Origin of the sequence: Nonomuraea sp. NPDC050733, assembly GCF_040654215.1 — a bacterium.
Lineage (GTDB): Bacteria > Actinomycetota > Actinomycetes > Streptosporangiales > Streptosporangiaceae > Nonomuraea.
This window is the reverse complement of the sequence record NZ_JBFAHO010000022.1, coordinates 1-15,451: the sequence shown is the minus strand read 5'-3', so window position 1 is coordinate 15,451 and position 15,451 is coordinate 1. Positions and strand designations below refer to the sequence as shown.

Annotated in this window: 14 protein-coding genes; 2 read left to right on the top strand and 12 right to left on the bottom strand. The window is 74.4% G+C overall.

Going from position 1 to position 15,451, the window contains the following annotated elements:
* The first annotated feature begins 12 nt into the window (after window positions 1–12).
* Window positions 13–867 carry an orotidine-5'-phosphate decarboxylase gene (gene pyrF, locus AB0H64_RS28370; protein WP_357630409.1) on the top strand — a complete coding sequence of 285 codons (855 nt, stop codon included), beginning with the start codon at window positions 13–15 and terminating at the stop codon, window positions 865–867.
* An 82-nt stretch (window positions 868–949) separates the two neighbouring features.
* Here the strand turns inward: pyrF and AB0H64_RS28365 are convergent, their stop codons facing one another.
* The 12 genes from AB0H64_RS28365 to AB0H64_RS28310 form a co-directional block, all read right to left on the bottom strand.
* The gene (locus AB0H64_RS28365; RefSeq protein WP_357630407.1) at window positions 950–1,225 is read right to left on the bottom strand and encodes a hypothetical protein; all 276 of its coding nucleotides are present in this window, start codon (window positions 1,223–1,225) and stop codon (window positions 950–952) included.
* Between the two features lie 58 nt (window positions 1,226–1,283).
* Entirely contained in the window at window positions 1,284–1,997 is a 714-nt protein-coding gene (locus tag AB0H64_RS28360) for a polysaccharide deacetylase family protein (protein WP_357630405.1), read from the bottom strand.
* 37 nt (window positions 1,998–2,034) lie between these two features.
* Window positions 2,035–2,916: a ribokinase gene (rbsK, locus tag AB0H64_RS28355; protein WP_357630402.1), complete on the bottom strand. Its 882-nt coding sequence runs from the start codon at window positions 2,914–2,916 to the stop codon at window positions 2,035–2,037.
* A complete protein-coding gene (locus tag AB0H64_RS28350) occupies window positions 2,913–4,241 on the bottom strand; it encodes an ADP-ribosylglycohydrolase family protein (RefSeq protein ID WP_357630400.1) in 1,329 nt (442 codons plus the stop codon). Before AB0H64_RS28350 ends, rbsK begins: the two co-directional genes overlap by 4 nt.
* The gene (locus AB0H64_RS28345) at window positions 4,238–5,452 is read right to left on the bottom strand and encodes an ADP-ribosylglycohydrolase family protein (protein ID WP_357630397.1); all 1,215 of its coding nucleotides are present in this window, start codon (window positions 5,450–5,452) and stop codon (window positions 4,238–4,240) included. The genes AB0H64_RS28350 and AB0H64_RS28345 overlap by 4 nt, the downstream gene beginning before the upstream one ends.
* Window positions 5,449–6,411 carry an ADP-ribosylglycohydrolase family protein gene (locus tag AB0H64_RS28340; protein ID WP_357630395.1) on the bottom strand — a complete coding sequence of 321 codons (963 nt, stop codon included), beginning with the start codon at window positions 6,409–6,411 and terminating at the stop codon, window positions 5,449–5,451. Before AB0H64_RS28340 ends, AB0H64_RS28345 begins: the two co-directional genes overlap by 4 nt.
* A 5-nt stretch (window positions 6,412–6,416) precedes the next feature.
* On the bottom strand, window positions 6,417–7,598 hold the full coding sequence (locus AB0H64_RS28335; RefSeq protein ID WP_357630393.1) for an ADP-ribosylglycohydrolase family protein: 1,182 nt from the start codon (window positions 7,596–7,598) through the stop codon (window positions 6,417–6,419).
* Window positions 7,595–8,908, bottom strand: coding sequence for a sugar ABC transporter substrate-binding protein (locus AB0H64_RS28330; protein ID WP_357630390.1), 1,314 nt, complete (start codon window positions 8,906–8,908; stop codon window positions 7,595–7,597). The genes AB0H64_RS28335 and AB0H64_RS28330 overlap by 4 nt, the downstream gene beginning before the upstream one ends.
* Before the next feature lie 12 nt (window positions 8,909–8,920).
* Entirely contained in the window at window positions 8,921–9,769 is an 849-nt protein-coding gene (locus AB0H64_RS28325) for a carbohydrate ABC transporter permease (RefSeq protein WP_357630388.1), read from the bottom strand.
* Window positions 9,766–10,686: a sugar ABC transporter permease gene (locus AB0H64_RS28320; RefSeq protein ID WP_357630385.1), complete on the bottom strand. Its 921-nt coding sequence runs from the start codon at window positions 10,684–10,686 to the stop codon at window positions 9,766–9,768. The genes AB0H64_RS28325 and AB0H64_RS28320 overlap by 4 nt, the downstream gene beginning before the upstream one ends.
* Window positions 10,683–11,798, bottom strand: a complete 1,116-nt coding sequence (locus AB0H64_RS28315; RefSeq protein WP_357630382.1) for a LacI family DNA-binding transcriptional regulator — start codon at window positions 11,796–11,798, stop codon at window positions 10,683–10,685. The genes AB0H64_RS28320 and AB0H64_RS28315 overlap by 4 nt, the downstream gene beginning before the upstream one ends.
* Before the next feature lie 414 nt (window positions 11,799–12,212).
* Entirely contained in the window at window positions 12,213–13,502 is a 1,290-nt protein-coding gene (locus tag AB0H64_RS28310; protein WP_357630380.1) for an MFS transporter, read from the bottom strand.
* Between the two features lie 110 nt (window positions 13,503–13,612).
* On the opposite strand from AB0H64_RS28310, the gene AB0H64_RS28305 reads away from it, so the two are divergent.
* Window positions 13,613–14,833 (top strand): ROK family protein, encoded by a 1,221-nt coding sequence (locus tag AB0H64_RS28305; RefSeq protein ID WP_357630377.1) that lies wholly within the window; start codon window positions 13,613–13,615, stop codon window positions 14,831–14,833.
* The last annotated feature ends 618 nt before the right edge of the window (window positions 14,834–15,451 follow it).

Below are 15,451 nucleotides of genomic sequence, written 5' to 3'. Positions count from 1 at the left end.
GGGGGCTGGGCGATGAATGAGCCGTTCGGGACCAGGCTGCGGGCCAGGCTCGACAAGTACGGTCCGCTGTGCGTGGGCATCGACCCCAGCCCGGGGCTGCTGCACGCGTGGGGCCTGGACGACTCGCCGGCGGGGCTGGAGCGCTTCAGCCGGACCGTGGCCGACGCCGTGGGCGACGTGGCGGCGGTGGTCAAGCCGCAGCCGGCGTTCTTCGAGCGCTGGGGCAGCCGCGGCGTCGCCGTGCTGGAGTCGGTCATCGCCGACCTGCGGCAGGCCGGCCCGCTGGTCGTCCTGGACGCCAAGCGGGGTGACATCGGCGCCACGATGGCGGCCTACGCCGAGGCGTACCTCGACCACGGCAGCCCCCTCGCGGTCGACGCGGTCACGCTCAGCCCGTACTTCGGGTTCGGCGCGCTGGAGGGGGCGATCACCTCGGCCGTCGCCAACGACGCGGGCGTCTTCGTGCTGGCGGGCGCCTCCGGCCCGGAGGCGGCGCGGTTCCAGGAGTCTCTGGCCGGGCAGGTCTTCGCGGGCGTCGAGGCGGCCAACGCGGGCCGGGCGCCGCTCGGGCCGGTCGGCGTGGTGATCGGCGCGGCGGCCGGCTCGGCGGTCAGCGGGGTCGCCGGCTCGACGGGCGATGCCGCTCGCGCGTCCGCCGGCCACCCTCTCGACCGTCTCAACGGTCCCGTCCTCGTGCCGGGCGTCGGCCCGCACGGGGTCTCACCCGCCGACCTCGCCCGGCTGTTCCATCCGGTACGGCACACGGTGGTGCCGTCGGTCTCCCGCGCCGTGCTGGCGGACCCGGGCCGCGTGCGGGAGCTGACGCTGCGCTACCGGGACGAGTGCGCCCACCACCTGTCCGCCTGACGCCGGCCTGCCGTCCCGGGGCGCCCGCCTGACGGCACGGGCCGTCCGCCCGACCGGCACGGGCCGTTCCGGGGTGCGGTGGTCAGCCGGTCGGGCCGGCGTCGGGGCGCACCTCCGGCTCCTCTCCGGCACCACCGGTCTGCCGCTCCCCATCCGGCTCCGCCGCGGCCTCCTCACCGGCATCGGCACCCGCGTCGGTGTCGGAGGCGGACTGGGCCTCGGGCGGATCGGCGGGGATCGGGCGGCCGGAGCGCGACGTGCCGGCGCCGGACCGCTCGGCGACGACGTCGCTCTCCGCGTTGAGTCCGGTCACGGTGTCGGGCAGATTCTCGGGACGTTCGTCGTGGTTGTCGCTCATGAGCGGTCACCTGCCCCCGCCGGCCCCGCTGATGTGGCGGGCGGCGGGGTGAATCCGATCATTTCCGCCCCTTCGCCAGCAATTCTGAGACCGTGACGAGCCGGTAGCCCTCGGCGTGCAGCGCCGACACCACGCCCGTGATGGCCGCCCGCGTGTTCGCCCCGCTCCCGTACCAGGGGTGGAGCAGGATGATCGAGCCCGGCCGCGTCCGGGCCCGCACCTCCGCCACGATCTCGTCCGCCGTGGGCGTCTTGCCGGAGTCGGGCTCGACGTCCCACATGATGGTCCGCTGACCGTGCTCGGCCAGGTACATCGGCAGGGCGACGAGCTTCTTGCCCGTCGGCGGCCGGAACGTGATCTCGCCCCGCTGCCCGGCGGCGCGGATGAGCGCGTTCGTGCGCCCCACCTCGTCCGCGACGGTGCCCGGCGTGACGAACACCATCCTGCGGTGCGTGTACGTGTGGTTGCCCAGCTCGTGGCCCGCCGCGAGGAGCGCCGCCGCCTCCTTCGGGAACTTCTCCACCTGCGAGCCCACGACGTAGAACGTCGCCCTGGCCCGCTCGGCGGCGAGGGCGGCGAGCACCTCGGCGGCGTGCTCGTCCGGCCCGTCGTCGAAGGTCAGGGCCACCACCTTCTCCGTCGTGTCGACCCGCGACACCAGCTCGCCGGCGACCTGGTACGTACGCGAGTTGACCAGCCGGTACAGGCCGGTGGCCACCAGCACGAGCGCGACGGCCACCGCCGCTGTCACCCACAGCCGTCGCCGTCTCATCGGCTCTCCCTCATGATCGTGATCATGAGGGAGCAGTCTAGAGAGCGGCGTCGATCTCCGCGCGGCTCGGCATCGAGGTGCTGGCGCCCTGCCGCTGCACCGACAGCGCCGCCGCAGCCGAGGCGAAGCGCAGCGCCTCCTCCGCCGGCCGGCCCTCCGCCCGGGCCACGGCGAGCGCGCCGACGAACGTGTCGCCCGCCGCCGTGGTGTCCACGGCCTCCACCAGGACGGCCGGGACGCGCAGCCGCTCGCCCGAGCGCGAGCCGTACAGGGCGCCCTCGGAGCCGAGCGTGATCACGACCTCGGGGACCTGTTCGAGCAGGCGGGACAGCGCCTTGCCGGGGTCGGCGGCGCCGGTGATGGCGGCGGCCTCGTGCTCGTTCGGGACGATGAGCGCGACGGCGTCCAGCAGCTCGTCCGGCAGCGGCTGGGCGGGCGCCGGGGTGAGGACGGCCGGCACCCCCGCCTCGCGGGCGGCGCGGGCCGCGCCGATGACGGCCTCCATGGGCAGTTCGAGCTGGAGCAGCACGGCGCGGGAGGCGGCGATGACGGCGCGCTCCTCCTCGCCGGGCGCGGTGACCAGGCCGTTGGCGCCGGGCACCACGATGATCGAGTTGCCGCCGTCGTCGTCCACCACGATGTGCGCGATGCCGCTGGGGCCCGGCACCTGGCGCAGGCGCTCGACGTCCACGCCGGCGACCGCGAGCGTTTCGCGGATCTCCGCGCCGAACCCGTCGTCGCCGACCGCGCCGAGGAAGGCGACCTCCGTGCCCGCGCGGGCGGCGGCGATCGCCTGGTTGGCGCCCTTGCCGCCGGGCACGGTGCGGAACATGCGGCCGGTGACCGTCTCGCCGCGCTTCGGCGCCCGGTCCACGTACGCGACGAGGTCCATGTTCGCGCTGCCGAACACCGAGATCATGCCGTCATCAACTCCCCCGTGCGTCGGGCCAGCTCGTCCAGCCCGATCCCGTCGAACCCGGTCAGGCTGCTGGCCAGGCTGTTCCTCATCCTCCACCGCTCGGGCACGCCGCCGTTCAGCGCCCCCGCGACCGAGCCGGCGGTCGCCCCCGCCGAATCGGTGTCCCAGCCGCCGGCGACGGCCCCCGCGATGGTGGCGGTGAAGTCGCCCCGGCCGTGGATCAGGGCCGCGGCGACGAGGGCGGCGTTGTTGATCGTGTGGACCCAGTGCAGGCCGGCGTGCCGCTCGTGCAGGCGGTCGAGGACGCGCTCGAAGTCGGGCTCGGACGACGCGTCCTCGGCCGCCCGCCGTACCGCGTCGTGCAGCCGCGAGCCGGGCGGGACGACCGACAGGCCGGCGGCCACCACCTCCTCCACGGAGGTCGCCACCAGCGACTGCGCGCACAGGGCCGCGGCGAACATCGCGCCGTAGACGCCGTTGGCGGTGTGCGTCAGCCGGGCGTCGCGCCAGGCGTACTCGGCGGCGGTGGCCGGGTCGCCCGGGTTGACCCATCCGTACACGTCGGTCCGGATGAGCGCGCCGATCCACTCGCGGAACGGGTTGCGGTGCGTGGCGGTCTCGGGCGGCTCGACGCCGGACAGCAGGTTGCGGTACGCGACGCGCTCGGCGGTGAACGTGCGGCCCGCGGGCAGCTCGTCCAGCCACAGCCTGGCCACGTCCTCGGTGGTGAAGCCGCGGCCGTGACGCTCCAGCACGGTCAGGGCGAGCAGCGGGTAGTTGAGGTCGTCGTCCTCCGGGACGCCGTCGATGTTCTCGGCGAGCGAGTTGACGGCGCTGCGCCGGTTCCACGGCCAGCGGGCGGCCACCTCGGCCGGCAGTCCCCGCGCGGTGAACCAGTGGCGGACGGGCCAGTTGCCGGTGGCCTCGGCGATCTCCCTGACGCCCTCGCGGGGGATCTTCTCCACCGGCTTGCCGAGCACGCACCCGGCGGCCCGCCCCTGCCAGGCGCCCAGCAGCCGCGCCGGGTCCACCGGGCGGCTGTCGCGGCGCGCGGGCCAGGAGGGGGTGGCGGCGACGACGGCGTCCAGGTCGGTGGGCTCGTCCAGCGGCGACGGTACGGCGGCCAGCTCGTCCAGCAGCCGCTCGGCCAGCGGCCGCAGCAGCGCCGCGCCCGGCTCGGACGCGCCGGCGCGCGGCGGCGCGTCGTGGCCGCCCGCCTCGCGCCAGCGGGCGGCGATGTCCCGCACGTCCCTGCCGTCCTCGGCGGCCTGGCGCAGCTCGTGCCCCACCAGGTCCTCGGGCTGCACCCAGGTGAGACGGATCACGCGCCGCCCTCCCCGGCGTCCGCGGCGTCGCCCGCCTCGCCCGCGGCCAGGGCGGCGAAGGCGCTCTCGTGGGCGCGGCGGCGGGCCAGGTCGTCGGCGTGGACGCGCCGCGCCACCCCGGCGATCGCCCGCCCCGGCTCCACCAGGTCCGTACGGCTGGCCCGCCCGATCTCCTCGACCCACTCCGACGGCACCGAGGCGAGCCCGCCGAGCGCGCCCGCGATGGCGCCGCCCATGGAGGCGATGGAGTCGGCGTCGCGCCCGTAGTTGACGCCCCCGATCACCGTCTCCCGGAAGTCGCCCTTGCCCACCACGAGGAACCCCAGGGCGAGCGGCAACTCCTCGATGCTGTGCACCCGGCTCGGCCGGCGCGCCCCGAGCCCCTGGTCGCGGTAGGTGTCGGCGACGGTGTCGTAGGGCCGCATCGCGGCGCGCAGCGTCTCGAACGACCCCTCCCAGTGCCCGAGCCCGCGCGCCGCCTCGCAGACCGCCTCGATGGCGGCCCGGGTGCCGTCCTTGGCCAGCCGCAGGCAGGCGGCCACGACCGAGTCGGGGGTGGCGCCCGGCCGCATGGCCTCGGCGACCGCGGCGGCCATCACGCCCGCGGCCTCGCGGCCGTAGCTGGACTGGTGGGCGCCGGTGAGGTCGATCGCCTCGGCGTAGGCGGCGTCGGGGTCGGCGGCGTTGACCACGCCGACCGGCGCCACGTACATGGCGGCGCCGCAGTTGACGATGTTGCCGGCGCCGGCCTCACGCGGGTCGACGTGGCCGTAGTGCAGGCGCGTGACGATCCACTTCTCGGCGAGGAAGATCCGGTGCAGCGGCAGCGCCTCCGCCTCCAGCTCGGGGATCCAGCGCCGCTCCCCCATCAGCTCGGGCACCAGGTGCTCGGCCATCGCGTACGCGTCCAGGTGGCCCCGGACCTTCTCGTAGACGCGGATGAGCGCGTGCGTCATCAGGGTGTCGTCGGTGATGTGGCCGTCGCCCTTGTGGTACGGGGCGATGGGACGGGCGTTGCGCCAGTCCTCGTTGAACGGCGGCACGATGCCCTCGACCGGCCCGCCGTACCTCTGCGTGATCTGCTCCGGCGTCCAGCCCTCCGTGGCGCCGCCCAGCGCGTCGCCCACCGCCGCTCCCGCCACACAGCCCATCGCCTTGTCGGTGAGCAGGTCTGCGGGCCGGCCTGCCGGCTGGTCTGCGAGCGGCGTCATGCGAGTTCCTCCGTGAGTTCGATGAGATCTGTCCCCGCCAGGCTCGGCAGGCAACAGCCGGCCAGCGTGCGGGCCGAGGCGGTCCACCCCTCCGGGATCGCCTCGTACCCGCCGCACGCCCCCGTGATGGCGCCGGTCAGCGCGGGCGCCGAGTCGGCCAGCGGCGCCAGGCAGGCGGCTGCGGGCACGGCCCGGCCGAGCGCGCCGCCCGACACCTCGGCGAGCGCCAGCGCGACGGGCACCGTCAGGGCGGCGCCCACCGCGTAGCTGTAGACGTGGTCGAGCAGGGCGGCGTCGAGCGCGGGCACGGCGGCGAACGGGTCGCCGGCCGCGCGCGCCGCCTTCAGCGCGAGACGCGCGTTGTGCCCGATGGCCGTGTCCCCGGGCAGGACGTCCAGCGCCGCCCGGACGGCGTCCCCGGCGGACCCGGTCGCGACCGCGGCGGCCACGGCGGCGGCCATGGCGAGCGCGCCGAGCACGCCGTCGCCGGCGTTGGTGACCCGGGCGTCCTCGCCGGGGTCGCGGCCCAGCGCGCCGAAGGCGACGGCCCGCACGGCGGCGGCGTCGTCGAAGTGGTGCGGGTTGTCGTGGCCGCTGGCGGGCGGCTCGACGCCCCGGGCGAGGTTGTCCAGCGCGGTGGCCACCGAGATGCGCGCCCGCACGTCGGGGCCCAGCTCGCGGAACGCCCCGGCGCGCGGCCGGTCGATCGTGAGCGCCGTCCAGGCCAGCCATTCGGCGTCGTCGGACGGGCCCAGCGCGAGCGGGGTGACGGGCTGGTTCAGCGCGAACGGCACGGGCAGCGTGGTGACCCGGTGCTCCTCGGCGAACGCGTCGAGCTCGCGGTGGAGGCGTCTGCTCCACGGGGCGTGCAGGGCGGAGCGGTGCCTGCCGGCGGGCCAGCCCGCGGCATCACCGACGGCGAGCCCGACGAAGGCCCCCCGGATTCTGTCCCCCGACATGGTCTCTACAGTCCTTTCGCCGTACGGCTTCGGCCGCCCGGTCGGTCCACTGGTGCGCTCGCCCGCGGGCCCTCCCGATCGTCGCTCGCGGCGGACGGCGCGACGGCGCCCGCTTCCGCGCCCGGCCGGTGGCGGGCCGCGGCGTCCGTGAGCTCGTCGGCGACGGTCAGGACGTGCCGGCCGGCCACCACGGGCAGGCAGGTGCCCGCGACCGGGCCGATGCGGGCGGCCCACCGCTGGGGTACGCCGTCCTCGCCCTGCCCCGCGCCGGCGATCGCGCCGGCGATCGCGCCGATGGTGTCGGCGTCGCGGCCCAGGCCCACGGCGAACGTCACGGACGCCTCCACGTCGCCCCCGCCGGTCAGGTAGGCGGCCAGGGCGAGCGCCACGGCCTCGGGCGCGACGTCGGTCCACGGGTAGTGCCGGACCACGACGGCCTCGTGCAGCGCCTCGACCAGCGCCGTCTCCCCACGATCCGCATCACCGGCCGCATCACCGGCGGCATCACTGTCCGCATCACCGGCGGCATCACCGGCCGAACCGGCGCTCGTGTCGCGGTCCGTGTCGCGGTCGAGGGCGGTGACCGCGCGCTCGATGGCGCGGGCCGTCCAGGAGTCCGGCGGCACCACCGACAGCGCCGCCGCCACCACCTCGCGCGGCGGCAGCCCCGCCATGGCGGCGGCCACGGCGCCCGCGACGGCCCGCCCGCCGAGGATGCCCTCGCCGGACTGGCTGACCCGGCCGTCCTCCTCCACGAGCCGCGCCGCCTCGGCCGGGTCGCCCGGGCAGAAGATCCCGTACGGCGCGGCCCGCATGGCCAGCCCGTCCGACCAGCCGTGCTGGTGGACCAGGCCGGTCATCGGCGGTTCGAGGCCGCGGCGCAGCGCCTCGACGGTCCCCAGCTCGGAGAAGCCGGCCCCGCGCATGGGGCCGGTGATCCGCGGCAGGATCTCGGCCCGGTAGGCGGCCGCCACGTCGGCCGAGGTGAGGCCGTGCCCGTGCCGGACGAGCAGGGAGGCGGCGAAGATGGCGTACTCGGTGTCGTCGGTGCCGCCGCGTTCGATCTCGGTGAGCCGGCCCCAGCGCCGCCGGATCTCCGACGGCGTGAGGTTCTCGGCGGGCGCCCCGAGGGCGTCGCCGGCCGCGAGGCCGAGCAGACACCCCCGGGCCCGGTGGCGATACGTCACTTCTGGTACCGCTCCAGCACCTTGTTGCCGTCCTCGACGAGCTTCTTCGCCAGGTCGTCAATGGTGATCTTGTTGGCGAAGTACTCCTGGAGCGCCGGCGTGGCCACCTTGCTCTTCCACTCGTCGAACCCGTTGACCTTGAGGAACGGCGCGACGACGAGGTTCTTGGCCGAGGCCGTGGCCACGTCCCAGCCGTTCTCCTTGGCCGTCATCGACGGGTCGGCGGCGGCCTTGACGGACGTCGGCAGCAGCCAGTCGCCCTTGGCGAGCTTGGCCTGGTTGGCCGGGTTGAGGAAGAAGGAGATGAACTTCAGCGCCTCGTCCGGGTGCTTGCTGTCCTGCGAGACCGACAGGGTCTGGGAGACCGCGCCCTGGTCGGAGGTGGTGCCCTTCAGCGGCGGCAGCGTCACCCAGTCGAAGTCCTTGGGCGCCTGCTCGGCGACCTGCTGGCGCAGGTAGACACCGGCGGGCAGCAGGGCGAACTTGCCGGCGTAGAAGGCGGGCAGCGGGTCGGCCGTGCCCTGGCCGAGTGCCGCCGGGTCGGCCGACTTGTCCGTGTAGAGCTGGTCGTGGATGCGCTGGAGGACCTGCTTCTCCTCCGGGCCGACCTTGACGGTGGTCTTGCCGTCGGCGGTCTGGAAGAACGTGCCGCCGAAGTTCAGCGCCAGGTTGAGGGTCTTGTTGACCGGCGACTTCATCGGCCAGGCCACACCGAACGTGCCGCCCTTGGTCATCTTCTTGCTCGCCTCGGCGAACTCGTCCCACGTCCACGGGTTGTCGGGAGTGGGGATGCGCACGCCGGCGCTGTCGAGGAGCTTCTTGTTGGCGATGATGACCTGCGACTCCTGCAGGAACGGCACGCCGTACACGCCCTGCTTGCCCTTGCCGTCGTCGAAGGTGACGGTGTCCCACGACTTCTGCGGGATGTCGCCCTTCAGCTCGGCGGGCAGCTTGTCCGACAGGTCGAGCAGGTAGCCGTCGGAGGAGAAGCCGGACAGCGCGGGCGAGTCGTTGTGGATGACGTCCGGCGCGGTGCCGCCCGCGAACTGGGTGACGAGCTGGTCGTTGACGTTGTCCCAGCTGCCCTGGACGTAGGTGACCTGGATCTTGGGGTTGGCCTTGTTCCACTCGTCGACGATCTGCTTGTTGGCGGCGACCGACTCCTTCTGCCAGGCCAGGCTGAGGAAGTTGAGCTTGACCGGCTCGCTGGGCTCGGCCGCGGAGCCGCCCTTGTCGCCACTGCCGCCACTGCCGCAGCCGGCGGCCAGCGCGACGATCGCTGCCGCCGCCAAAGCGGACTTCATACGCATGAGAGCCTCCTACTAGCCCTTGACGGCGCCGGCCATCAGACCGGACTTCAGTCGCCGCTGGATGATTGCGAAAAAGATCAGGCTCGGGATGGTCGCCATGAGCGATGCCGCGGCCAGCGGGCCGAGCCGGGCCACTCCCTCCGGACCGGTGAAGCGCACCAGCGTCAGGGGGAGCGTCATCACGTCGGGGTCCTGCAGGATCACGAGCGCGAAGAGGAACTCGTTCCACGACGAGATGAACGAGAACAGCAGCGTCGCCACCACGCCGGGGGCGAGCAGCGGCGCCACCACGCGGGCGATGGTGGTGATCCGCCCGGCGCCGTCCACGGCCGCGGCCTCCTCCAGCTCGGCCGGGACCGCGCGCACGTACCCCTGGAGCATCCACAGCGCGAACGGCAGCGTGAACGTCACGTGCACGACCACCAGGCCGGGCAGCGTGTTCACCAGCTCCAGGTCCCGCAGGATCATGAACAGCGGGATGATGATCAGGATGAACGGGAAGACCTGGCTGACCAGCACCCACCCGATGGCGATCCGGTTGACCAGGCCGCGGTAGCGGGCCATCGCGTAGGCGGCGGGCAGCGAGATCAGCACCGTGACGAGGCTGCCGGCCAGCGCCACGACCAGGCTGCGGGTGGCCGCGCCGACGAGGTCCTGCTCGCCGAACGCGTCGGCGAAGTTGGCCAGCGTCGGGTCGCGCGGGATCCACGTCGGGTCGGCCAGCGCCATTTCGCGCGGCGTCTTCAGCGCCGTGGACAGCAGCCACAGCAGCGGGAACGCGAGGAAGACGACGTAGGCGAGCAGGGCGAGGTACTGCGGGACGCGGCGCACCCCGGCGGCCGCTCCGCGGGTGGTGGTCACTTGGCCTCCCTCATCTGGCGCCACAGGTACACGCCGAGCACCGCGAGCACGACGACGGCCATCGCCAGGCCGAGCATCGAGGCGTAGCCGGCGAACCGGTACCGGAACGCCTCCTCGTAGGCGAACAGCATCGGCAGCCGCGTCTGGCCGCCCGGCCCGCCCTGGGTGAGCACGTAGACCAGTCCGAACTGGTTGATGTTCCACACGAAGTCGAGCGAGGTGATGGCCACGATGACGGGCTTGAGCTGGGGCAGCGTGATGTTCCAGAACTTGCGCCAGCGGCCCGCCCCGTCCACCTCCACGGCCTCGTACAGCTCTCTCGGCACGCTCTGCAGGCCCGCGAGCAGCACGACGGTCGTCTGCGGCATGCCGGTCCAGACGCCGACCACGATGATCGCCGGCAGGGCGTACGAGAAGTCGGCCAGCCAGTTGACGTGGGTGCCGAGCAGGCTGTTCAGGATGCCGGCGTCGGGGTGGTAGACGAGCTTCCACATGAGGCCGATGACCACCGGCGGCATCGCCCACGGCACCACCGCCAGCACCCGGGCCACCCCGCGGAACCTGAGATCCTGGTTGAGCAGCAACGCCAGGCCCAGGGCGGCGAGGAACTGCAGGCCGGTCACCGAGACCGACCAGATCATGCCGATCCGGAACGACGACCAGAAGTCCTCGGCGGTCAGCAGCTCGGTGAGGTTCTCCAGGCCGACGAAGCTCGTCTCGTGGTTGCGGGTGTTGCGCGCGTCGGTGAACGCCAGCCCGATGCCGTACAGCAGCGGCCCCACGCTGAACAGCAGGACCGGCACGAGCGCGGGCAGCATGAGCACCCACATCTCGCGGGTCTGCCGGGAGATCCCCCTGCGGCGCGCCCGCCGCCCGGGCGGCGTGGGCGGCGCGGACCTGGTCGCGGTCGCCGTCATGACGTGCCCCCTCCTTCCGTGGTCCTGGTCTCTTCGTCGGTGCCGATGCTGGTGCCGGGGCTGGAACCGGTGCCGGTGCGTCGCTCCGGTTCGCGCCTCACGGCCGGCGGCTCGGGCGTCGTGGACGCGCGCACCACCAGGCGGGGCGGCACGGTCACCACGCGCGGCTCGTGCTCGCCCTCCTGGAGCCGGTCGAGCAGCAGCTCGGCGGCGGCCCGGCCACGCTCGGCCGATCCGAGCGAGACGCTGGTGAGCGACGGCCACGAGGCCGCGGCGAGGTCCGTGTCGTCCATGCCGACCACCGCCACGTCCTCCGGCACGCGCCTGCCGGCCGCGCGCAGCACGTCCAGCGCGCCGAGCGCGATCAGGTCGTTGGCGCACAGCAGCGCGTCGACGTCGCCCACCCGGTTGAGCAGCGCCGCGACCGCGCGGGCGCCCTCCGCCCGGTAGAAGTCGCCGATCTCCACCAGGTCCTCGTCGTACGGCAGGCCCAGCTCGGCCAGCGCCTCCCGGTAGGCGGCGCCGCGGGCCGCGCCCGGCACGGTGTCGGTCGGGCCGTTCACCAGGGCGATGCGGCGGCGGCCGAGCCCGTGCAGGTGGTCGACGGCCAGCCGCACGCCGGTACGGGAGTCGGCCCGCACGTTGTCGACGGGCGTGCCCTCGGGCACCGAGCCGATGACCACGACGGGCGCGCGGGCGGCCGCCAGCATCTGCAGGTGCGCCTCGGTGACACGCAGCGGCACCATGATCATGCCGTCCACGTAGCGCTCGCCGAGGCTGTGCAGCACGTCGATCTCGTCGGCGACGACGGCGCCGGTGGAGTGGAGCACGAGGCGGTATCCGGCGGCCTTCAGCACCGGCTGGATCTCGCGCAGCATGGCCAGGTACGCCGGGTTGCCGACGTCGGCCATGGCGAACGCGACCTGATGGGTGCGCCGCGACTTGAGCGAGCGGGCGACGGCGTTGCGCACGTAGCCGAGCTCCTCGGCCGCGGCCATCACCTTGCGCACGGTCTCCTGCCGGGTGGGCAGGCCGTTCAGCACCCGCGAGACGGAGGCGATGGACACGCCCGCGCGCTCGGCGATCGTGGTGATCGTGGGTCCCTGTGCCAAGGTCGTCCTTCCCGGATCGTAAACGTTTCCCGCGTGCTTCTGTAAACGTTTACGGCGTTTCGGACATGAAACCTGGACGCAACACGAGGGTCAAGTCACGATCACATAACGCCAGGTCAACGCGATACCTGACGAACAGGACGCGCTTTTGGCAGGGAATCGGTCATGGAATCGGCACAAACGGGTCACGTGGGGCCGTGGTGATGGGTCACCACGGCCCCGGTGACCGGGCGCGCGTCACGGCGGGCGACCGGTGAGGCGGAGGAGCGTCCCCCTGGAAGGTCACCGGCCACGGTCGGCGGGTGGGGGCTCGCGTGCCTGCCGTAAAAGATGGGTGGCTGCGGGCCGTCGGACACGGGAGGCCCGCGGACCGTCGGACACGGGCGGGAGCGTGGCGAAGGCGGCCGGAGACCGTCAGGTACGGACGGGAACCGCCACACGCGGGTGCTCGGCGTCGAGTGCGCGGATGGCTGGGGCGCCCGTCAGGGCGACGACCGCCGCGAGGACCGCCGGGACGAACAGCGCCACCGGCAGCGAGGACGCCTCCGCGACGTACCCCAGCACGGCGGGCCCCACCAGCATCCCGCTGTAGCCGAACGCCGTCACCAGCGACAGCGCCCGGCCGACCTGGCCGCCCGCCGCCCCGACCGCGCTGAAGATCACCGGTACCACCGTGGCGAGCCCCACGCCCGCCAGCGCCCACCCGGTCCACGCGCACACCACCCGCAGCGCCTCCCCGAGCAGCGGCGAGACCAGCACGAAGGCGTAGCCGCAGGTGGCGAGCAGGCCGGCGAGCTGGATCGTGCGCACGGAGCCGAGCCGCCCCCGGATGGGGTCGCCGAGCAGCCGGACCGTGGTCATGGCGACGGAGAAGATCGTGTACGCGATGGGCGCGGCGGCCGGGTCGGTGCCGAGCACCCAGCGGGCGTGCAGCGCCGCCCAGTCGATGGCGGCGCCCTCGCTCAGATGCCCCGCGAAAGCGGCCACGCCCAGCATCGCCACCAGCCCCCACCGCAGCCCGGAGCCGCCCCGGGACTTGGAGCCGCCACGCCCGTCACTCTGGGAACCGGCAGCCCCGTCCTCGGACCCGGACGTGGCCCCAGCCCCGGACTCCGGCTCAGGCTCGGACGCGGACGCCCGCGCGGGCAGGAGCAGCCGCGCGAACGGTATGTACACGAACGGCACCGCCACGGCCGCCACCACGAGCAGCGCCTGCGCGTCCAGCCCCGCCTGCAGCACCAGTGCCGTCAGCCCGCCGCCGGCGGCCCCGCCCAGGCTCCACGTCCCGTGGAACGCGGAGATGATCGGCCGCCGGTAGGCGTGCTCGACCTCGACGGAGTGGGTGTTCATGGCCACCTCCGTCACGCCCAGCCCCATGCCGAACACCACGGCCAGCACGGCCAGCCACGGGTACCCGGGCGCGAGGGCGGGCCCCAGCAGCACCGCGGCCGACACCGGCCCGGAGAACCAGCAGACGGCCCGGCTGCTCCACCGGTCCACGAGCGGGCCGGCGACCAGCATGGACACCAGCGCGCCCCCCGAGATCAGCAGCAGCACGCTGCCGAGCCGCGCGGGGCCGAGCTCGAGCCGGTCGTTGAGGGACGGCAGGCCGGCGGCCCACAACCCCATCACGAACCCCGCCAGAAAGAAGTAACCGAAAACCGCGATACGGGCACGTCTGGCAACCGCAAGACTTATGTTCACGGCAAGAGCATAATCATGGATGTGAGGATGACACAATGGCGATGACCCCGAACCCACCCCCGCCCCCAAGCCTGGCGTCGGGTCCTGGCGCGAAACCCGGCACGGCGTCCGTGACGCGTCCGGCCATCGGCTCGGCGACGAGCGGCACGACGGCCGGCGGGGCGACGACCAGTGGGGCGTTGCGGGCGCACAATCGGGTGCGGCTGTTGCGGGCCGTGCACGACTGTGGGGCGAGCCTGACGCGTTCCCGGCTCACCCGCGACCTCGGCCTCGCCCGCGGCACGGCGTCCGTCCTGGTCGGCGAGCTGGCCGAGGCCGCTCTGCTGCACGAGGAGCCGGCCGCCGAGCACGGGCGCGGGCGGCCGACGCAGGTGCCCGGCCCGCACCCGTACGGCCCCCTCGCCCTGGCGGTGGACGTGCGGGAGGACGCCTGGGAGCTGGCCGCGTGCGAGCTGGGCGGCCGGGCCACGGTCCTGGAGGTGCGCCCGCACGACGGGACGCCCGAGGGCGCGCTCGTCCCCCTCGGCGCGGCGCTGAGGAGCCGTCTCGAACACCTGGCCCCCCGCGTCGTCGGCACCGGCGTGGCCCTCGCGGGCCCGGTGCGCCCCGGCGGGCTCGTCGACATCGCCCACCTGCGATGGAGCTCGGTCGACGTGCCCGGCCTGCTCGGGCTTCCCGAGCCGCCCGTCGTGGGCAACGACACGGCCTTCGCGGGGCTGGCCGAGGCGCGGCGGGGCGAGTTGCGCGGCGTCGCGGTGGGGCTGCACCTGCACGTGGACTTCGACCTGGGCGGGGTGCTGATCGTGGACGGCCGGCCGCTGGGCGGGGCCGCCGGGATCGGCGCCGAGTTCGGGCACATGCCGCTCACCGGCGGTGACGCGCCCTGCATGTGCGGGGCCCGCGGGTGCTGGGGGCAGGAGGTGGGCACGAACGCCCTGCTGCGCCACCTCGGCCTCGCTCACGGCGGCGGCCGGGGCCGCGACCAGGCCGAGCGGTTGCTCACCGGCGCGGCGGCCGGTGACGAGAGCGCGGTGCGGGCGGTGACGTCCTGCGCCGGCGCGCTCGGCCGGGGCGTCGCCGCCCTGGTGAACGCGCACGACCCTGAGGTGGTGACGTTGTCGGGGTTCGGCGTGGACCTGCACGCGCGGGCGCTGCCGGCGCTCATGGAGGGATTCGGAGGCGGCCTGATGACGATCCGCCGCGACCGGCCGCCCCGGCTCGCGCCTTCGGCCCTCGGGTGGCGCGGCTCGCTGATCGGCGCCATGGAGTCCGTCTTCGACGCCTTCCTGACGGTCGAAGCCGTGGACCGCTGGCGCCGCACCCGCTCCTGAACGCGTCCCGCGCCTGGACGCGCCCGACACTGCAGGCTTCTGAGCGCATCAGGCCGTCGAACGGGTGCTCCGGGCGCGAAAAGGGGCTGCGACACGCCCGGAAGCCGAAATGTGATGCAAAACACGCAGAAGGGGTGAAACCCCGCCACCCGCCTGACGTCTCACCCGCCCCGCGACCTCGGAACGGTCCATCGCGGCAAGCCACGCTCAAGGCCGCCCGCGCGAGCAGCGACCGCAGGGAGGCCGCAGCAGACCGTGGCCGGCCGGAGACGGCCGCTCGGAAGGACGCCGCCGTACGGCGATCCCGCGATCGGGCCGCGCGGACCCGAGGCGGGCCGGCCGCGCGCCACTCCCTCGCCCGGGTCAGGAACGCCGACAGGGCCGCCCACCTGCGTTTTCCCGCGACTGAACGGTTCTCATCCCTCCACCCCCGGGCCAGGCGGGCACAGCGGCCCGGCACGCCATGACGGCGGGTGGGCAGGCCCGGCCGGCGGCCTCGGGCGGAGCCGTCCAGGCCCTGGCCGGAGGCCGTTTCCCGGGCGTGGCGGGCGGCGTCCCGCTGTCGGCCCCCCCCGGCGGCGGCGCCGGCGGCCGGGTCGCGGCCGGGGCGCCGGGGAG

Bases quoted from the DNA above. Each gene is read 5' to 3' on its own strand.
- pyrF (WP_357630409.1), top strand. From the start codon at position 13: ATGAATGAGCCGTTCGGGACCAGGCTGCGGGCCAGGCTCGACAAGTAC.
- AB0H64_RS28365 (WP_357630407.1), bottom strand. From the start codon at position 1,225: ATGAGCGACAACCACGACGAACGTCCCGAGAATCTGCCCGACACCGTG.
- AB0H64_RS28360 (WP_357630405.1), bottom strand. From the start codon at position 1,997: ATGAGACGGCGACGGCTGTGGGTGACAGCGGCGGTGGCCGTCGCGCTC.
- rbsK (WP_357630402.1), bottom strand. From the start codon at position 2,916: ATGATCTCGGTGTTCGGCAGCGCGAACATGGACCTCGTCGCGTACGTG.
- AB0H64_RS28345 (WP_357630397.1), bottom strand. From the start codon at position 5,452: ATGACGCCGCTCGCAGACCAGCCGGCAGGCCGGCCCGCAGACCTGCTC.
- AB0H64_RS28340 (WP_357630395.1), bottom strand. From the start codon at position 6,411: ATGTCGGGGGACAGAATCCGGGGGGCCTTCGTCGGGCTCGCCGTCGGT.
- AB0H64_RS28330 (WP_357630390.1), bottom strand. From the start codon at position 8,908: ATGCGTATGAAGTCCGCTTTGGCGGCGGCAGCGATCGTCGCGCTGGCC.
- AB0H64_RS28320 (WP_357630385.1), bottom strand. From the start codon at position 10,686: ATGACGGCGACCGCGACCAGGTCCGCGCCGCCCACGCCGCCCGGGCGG.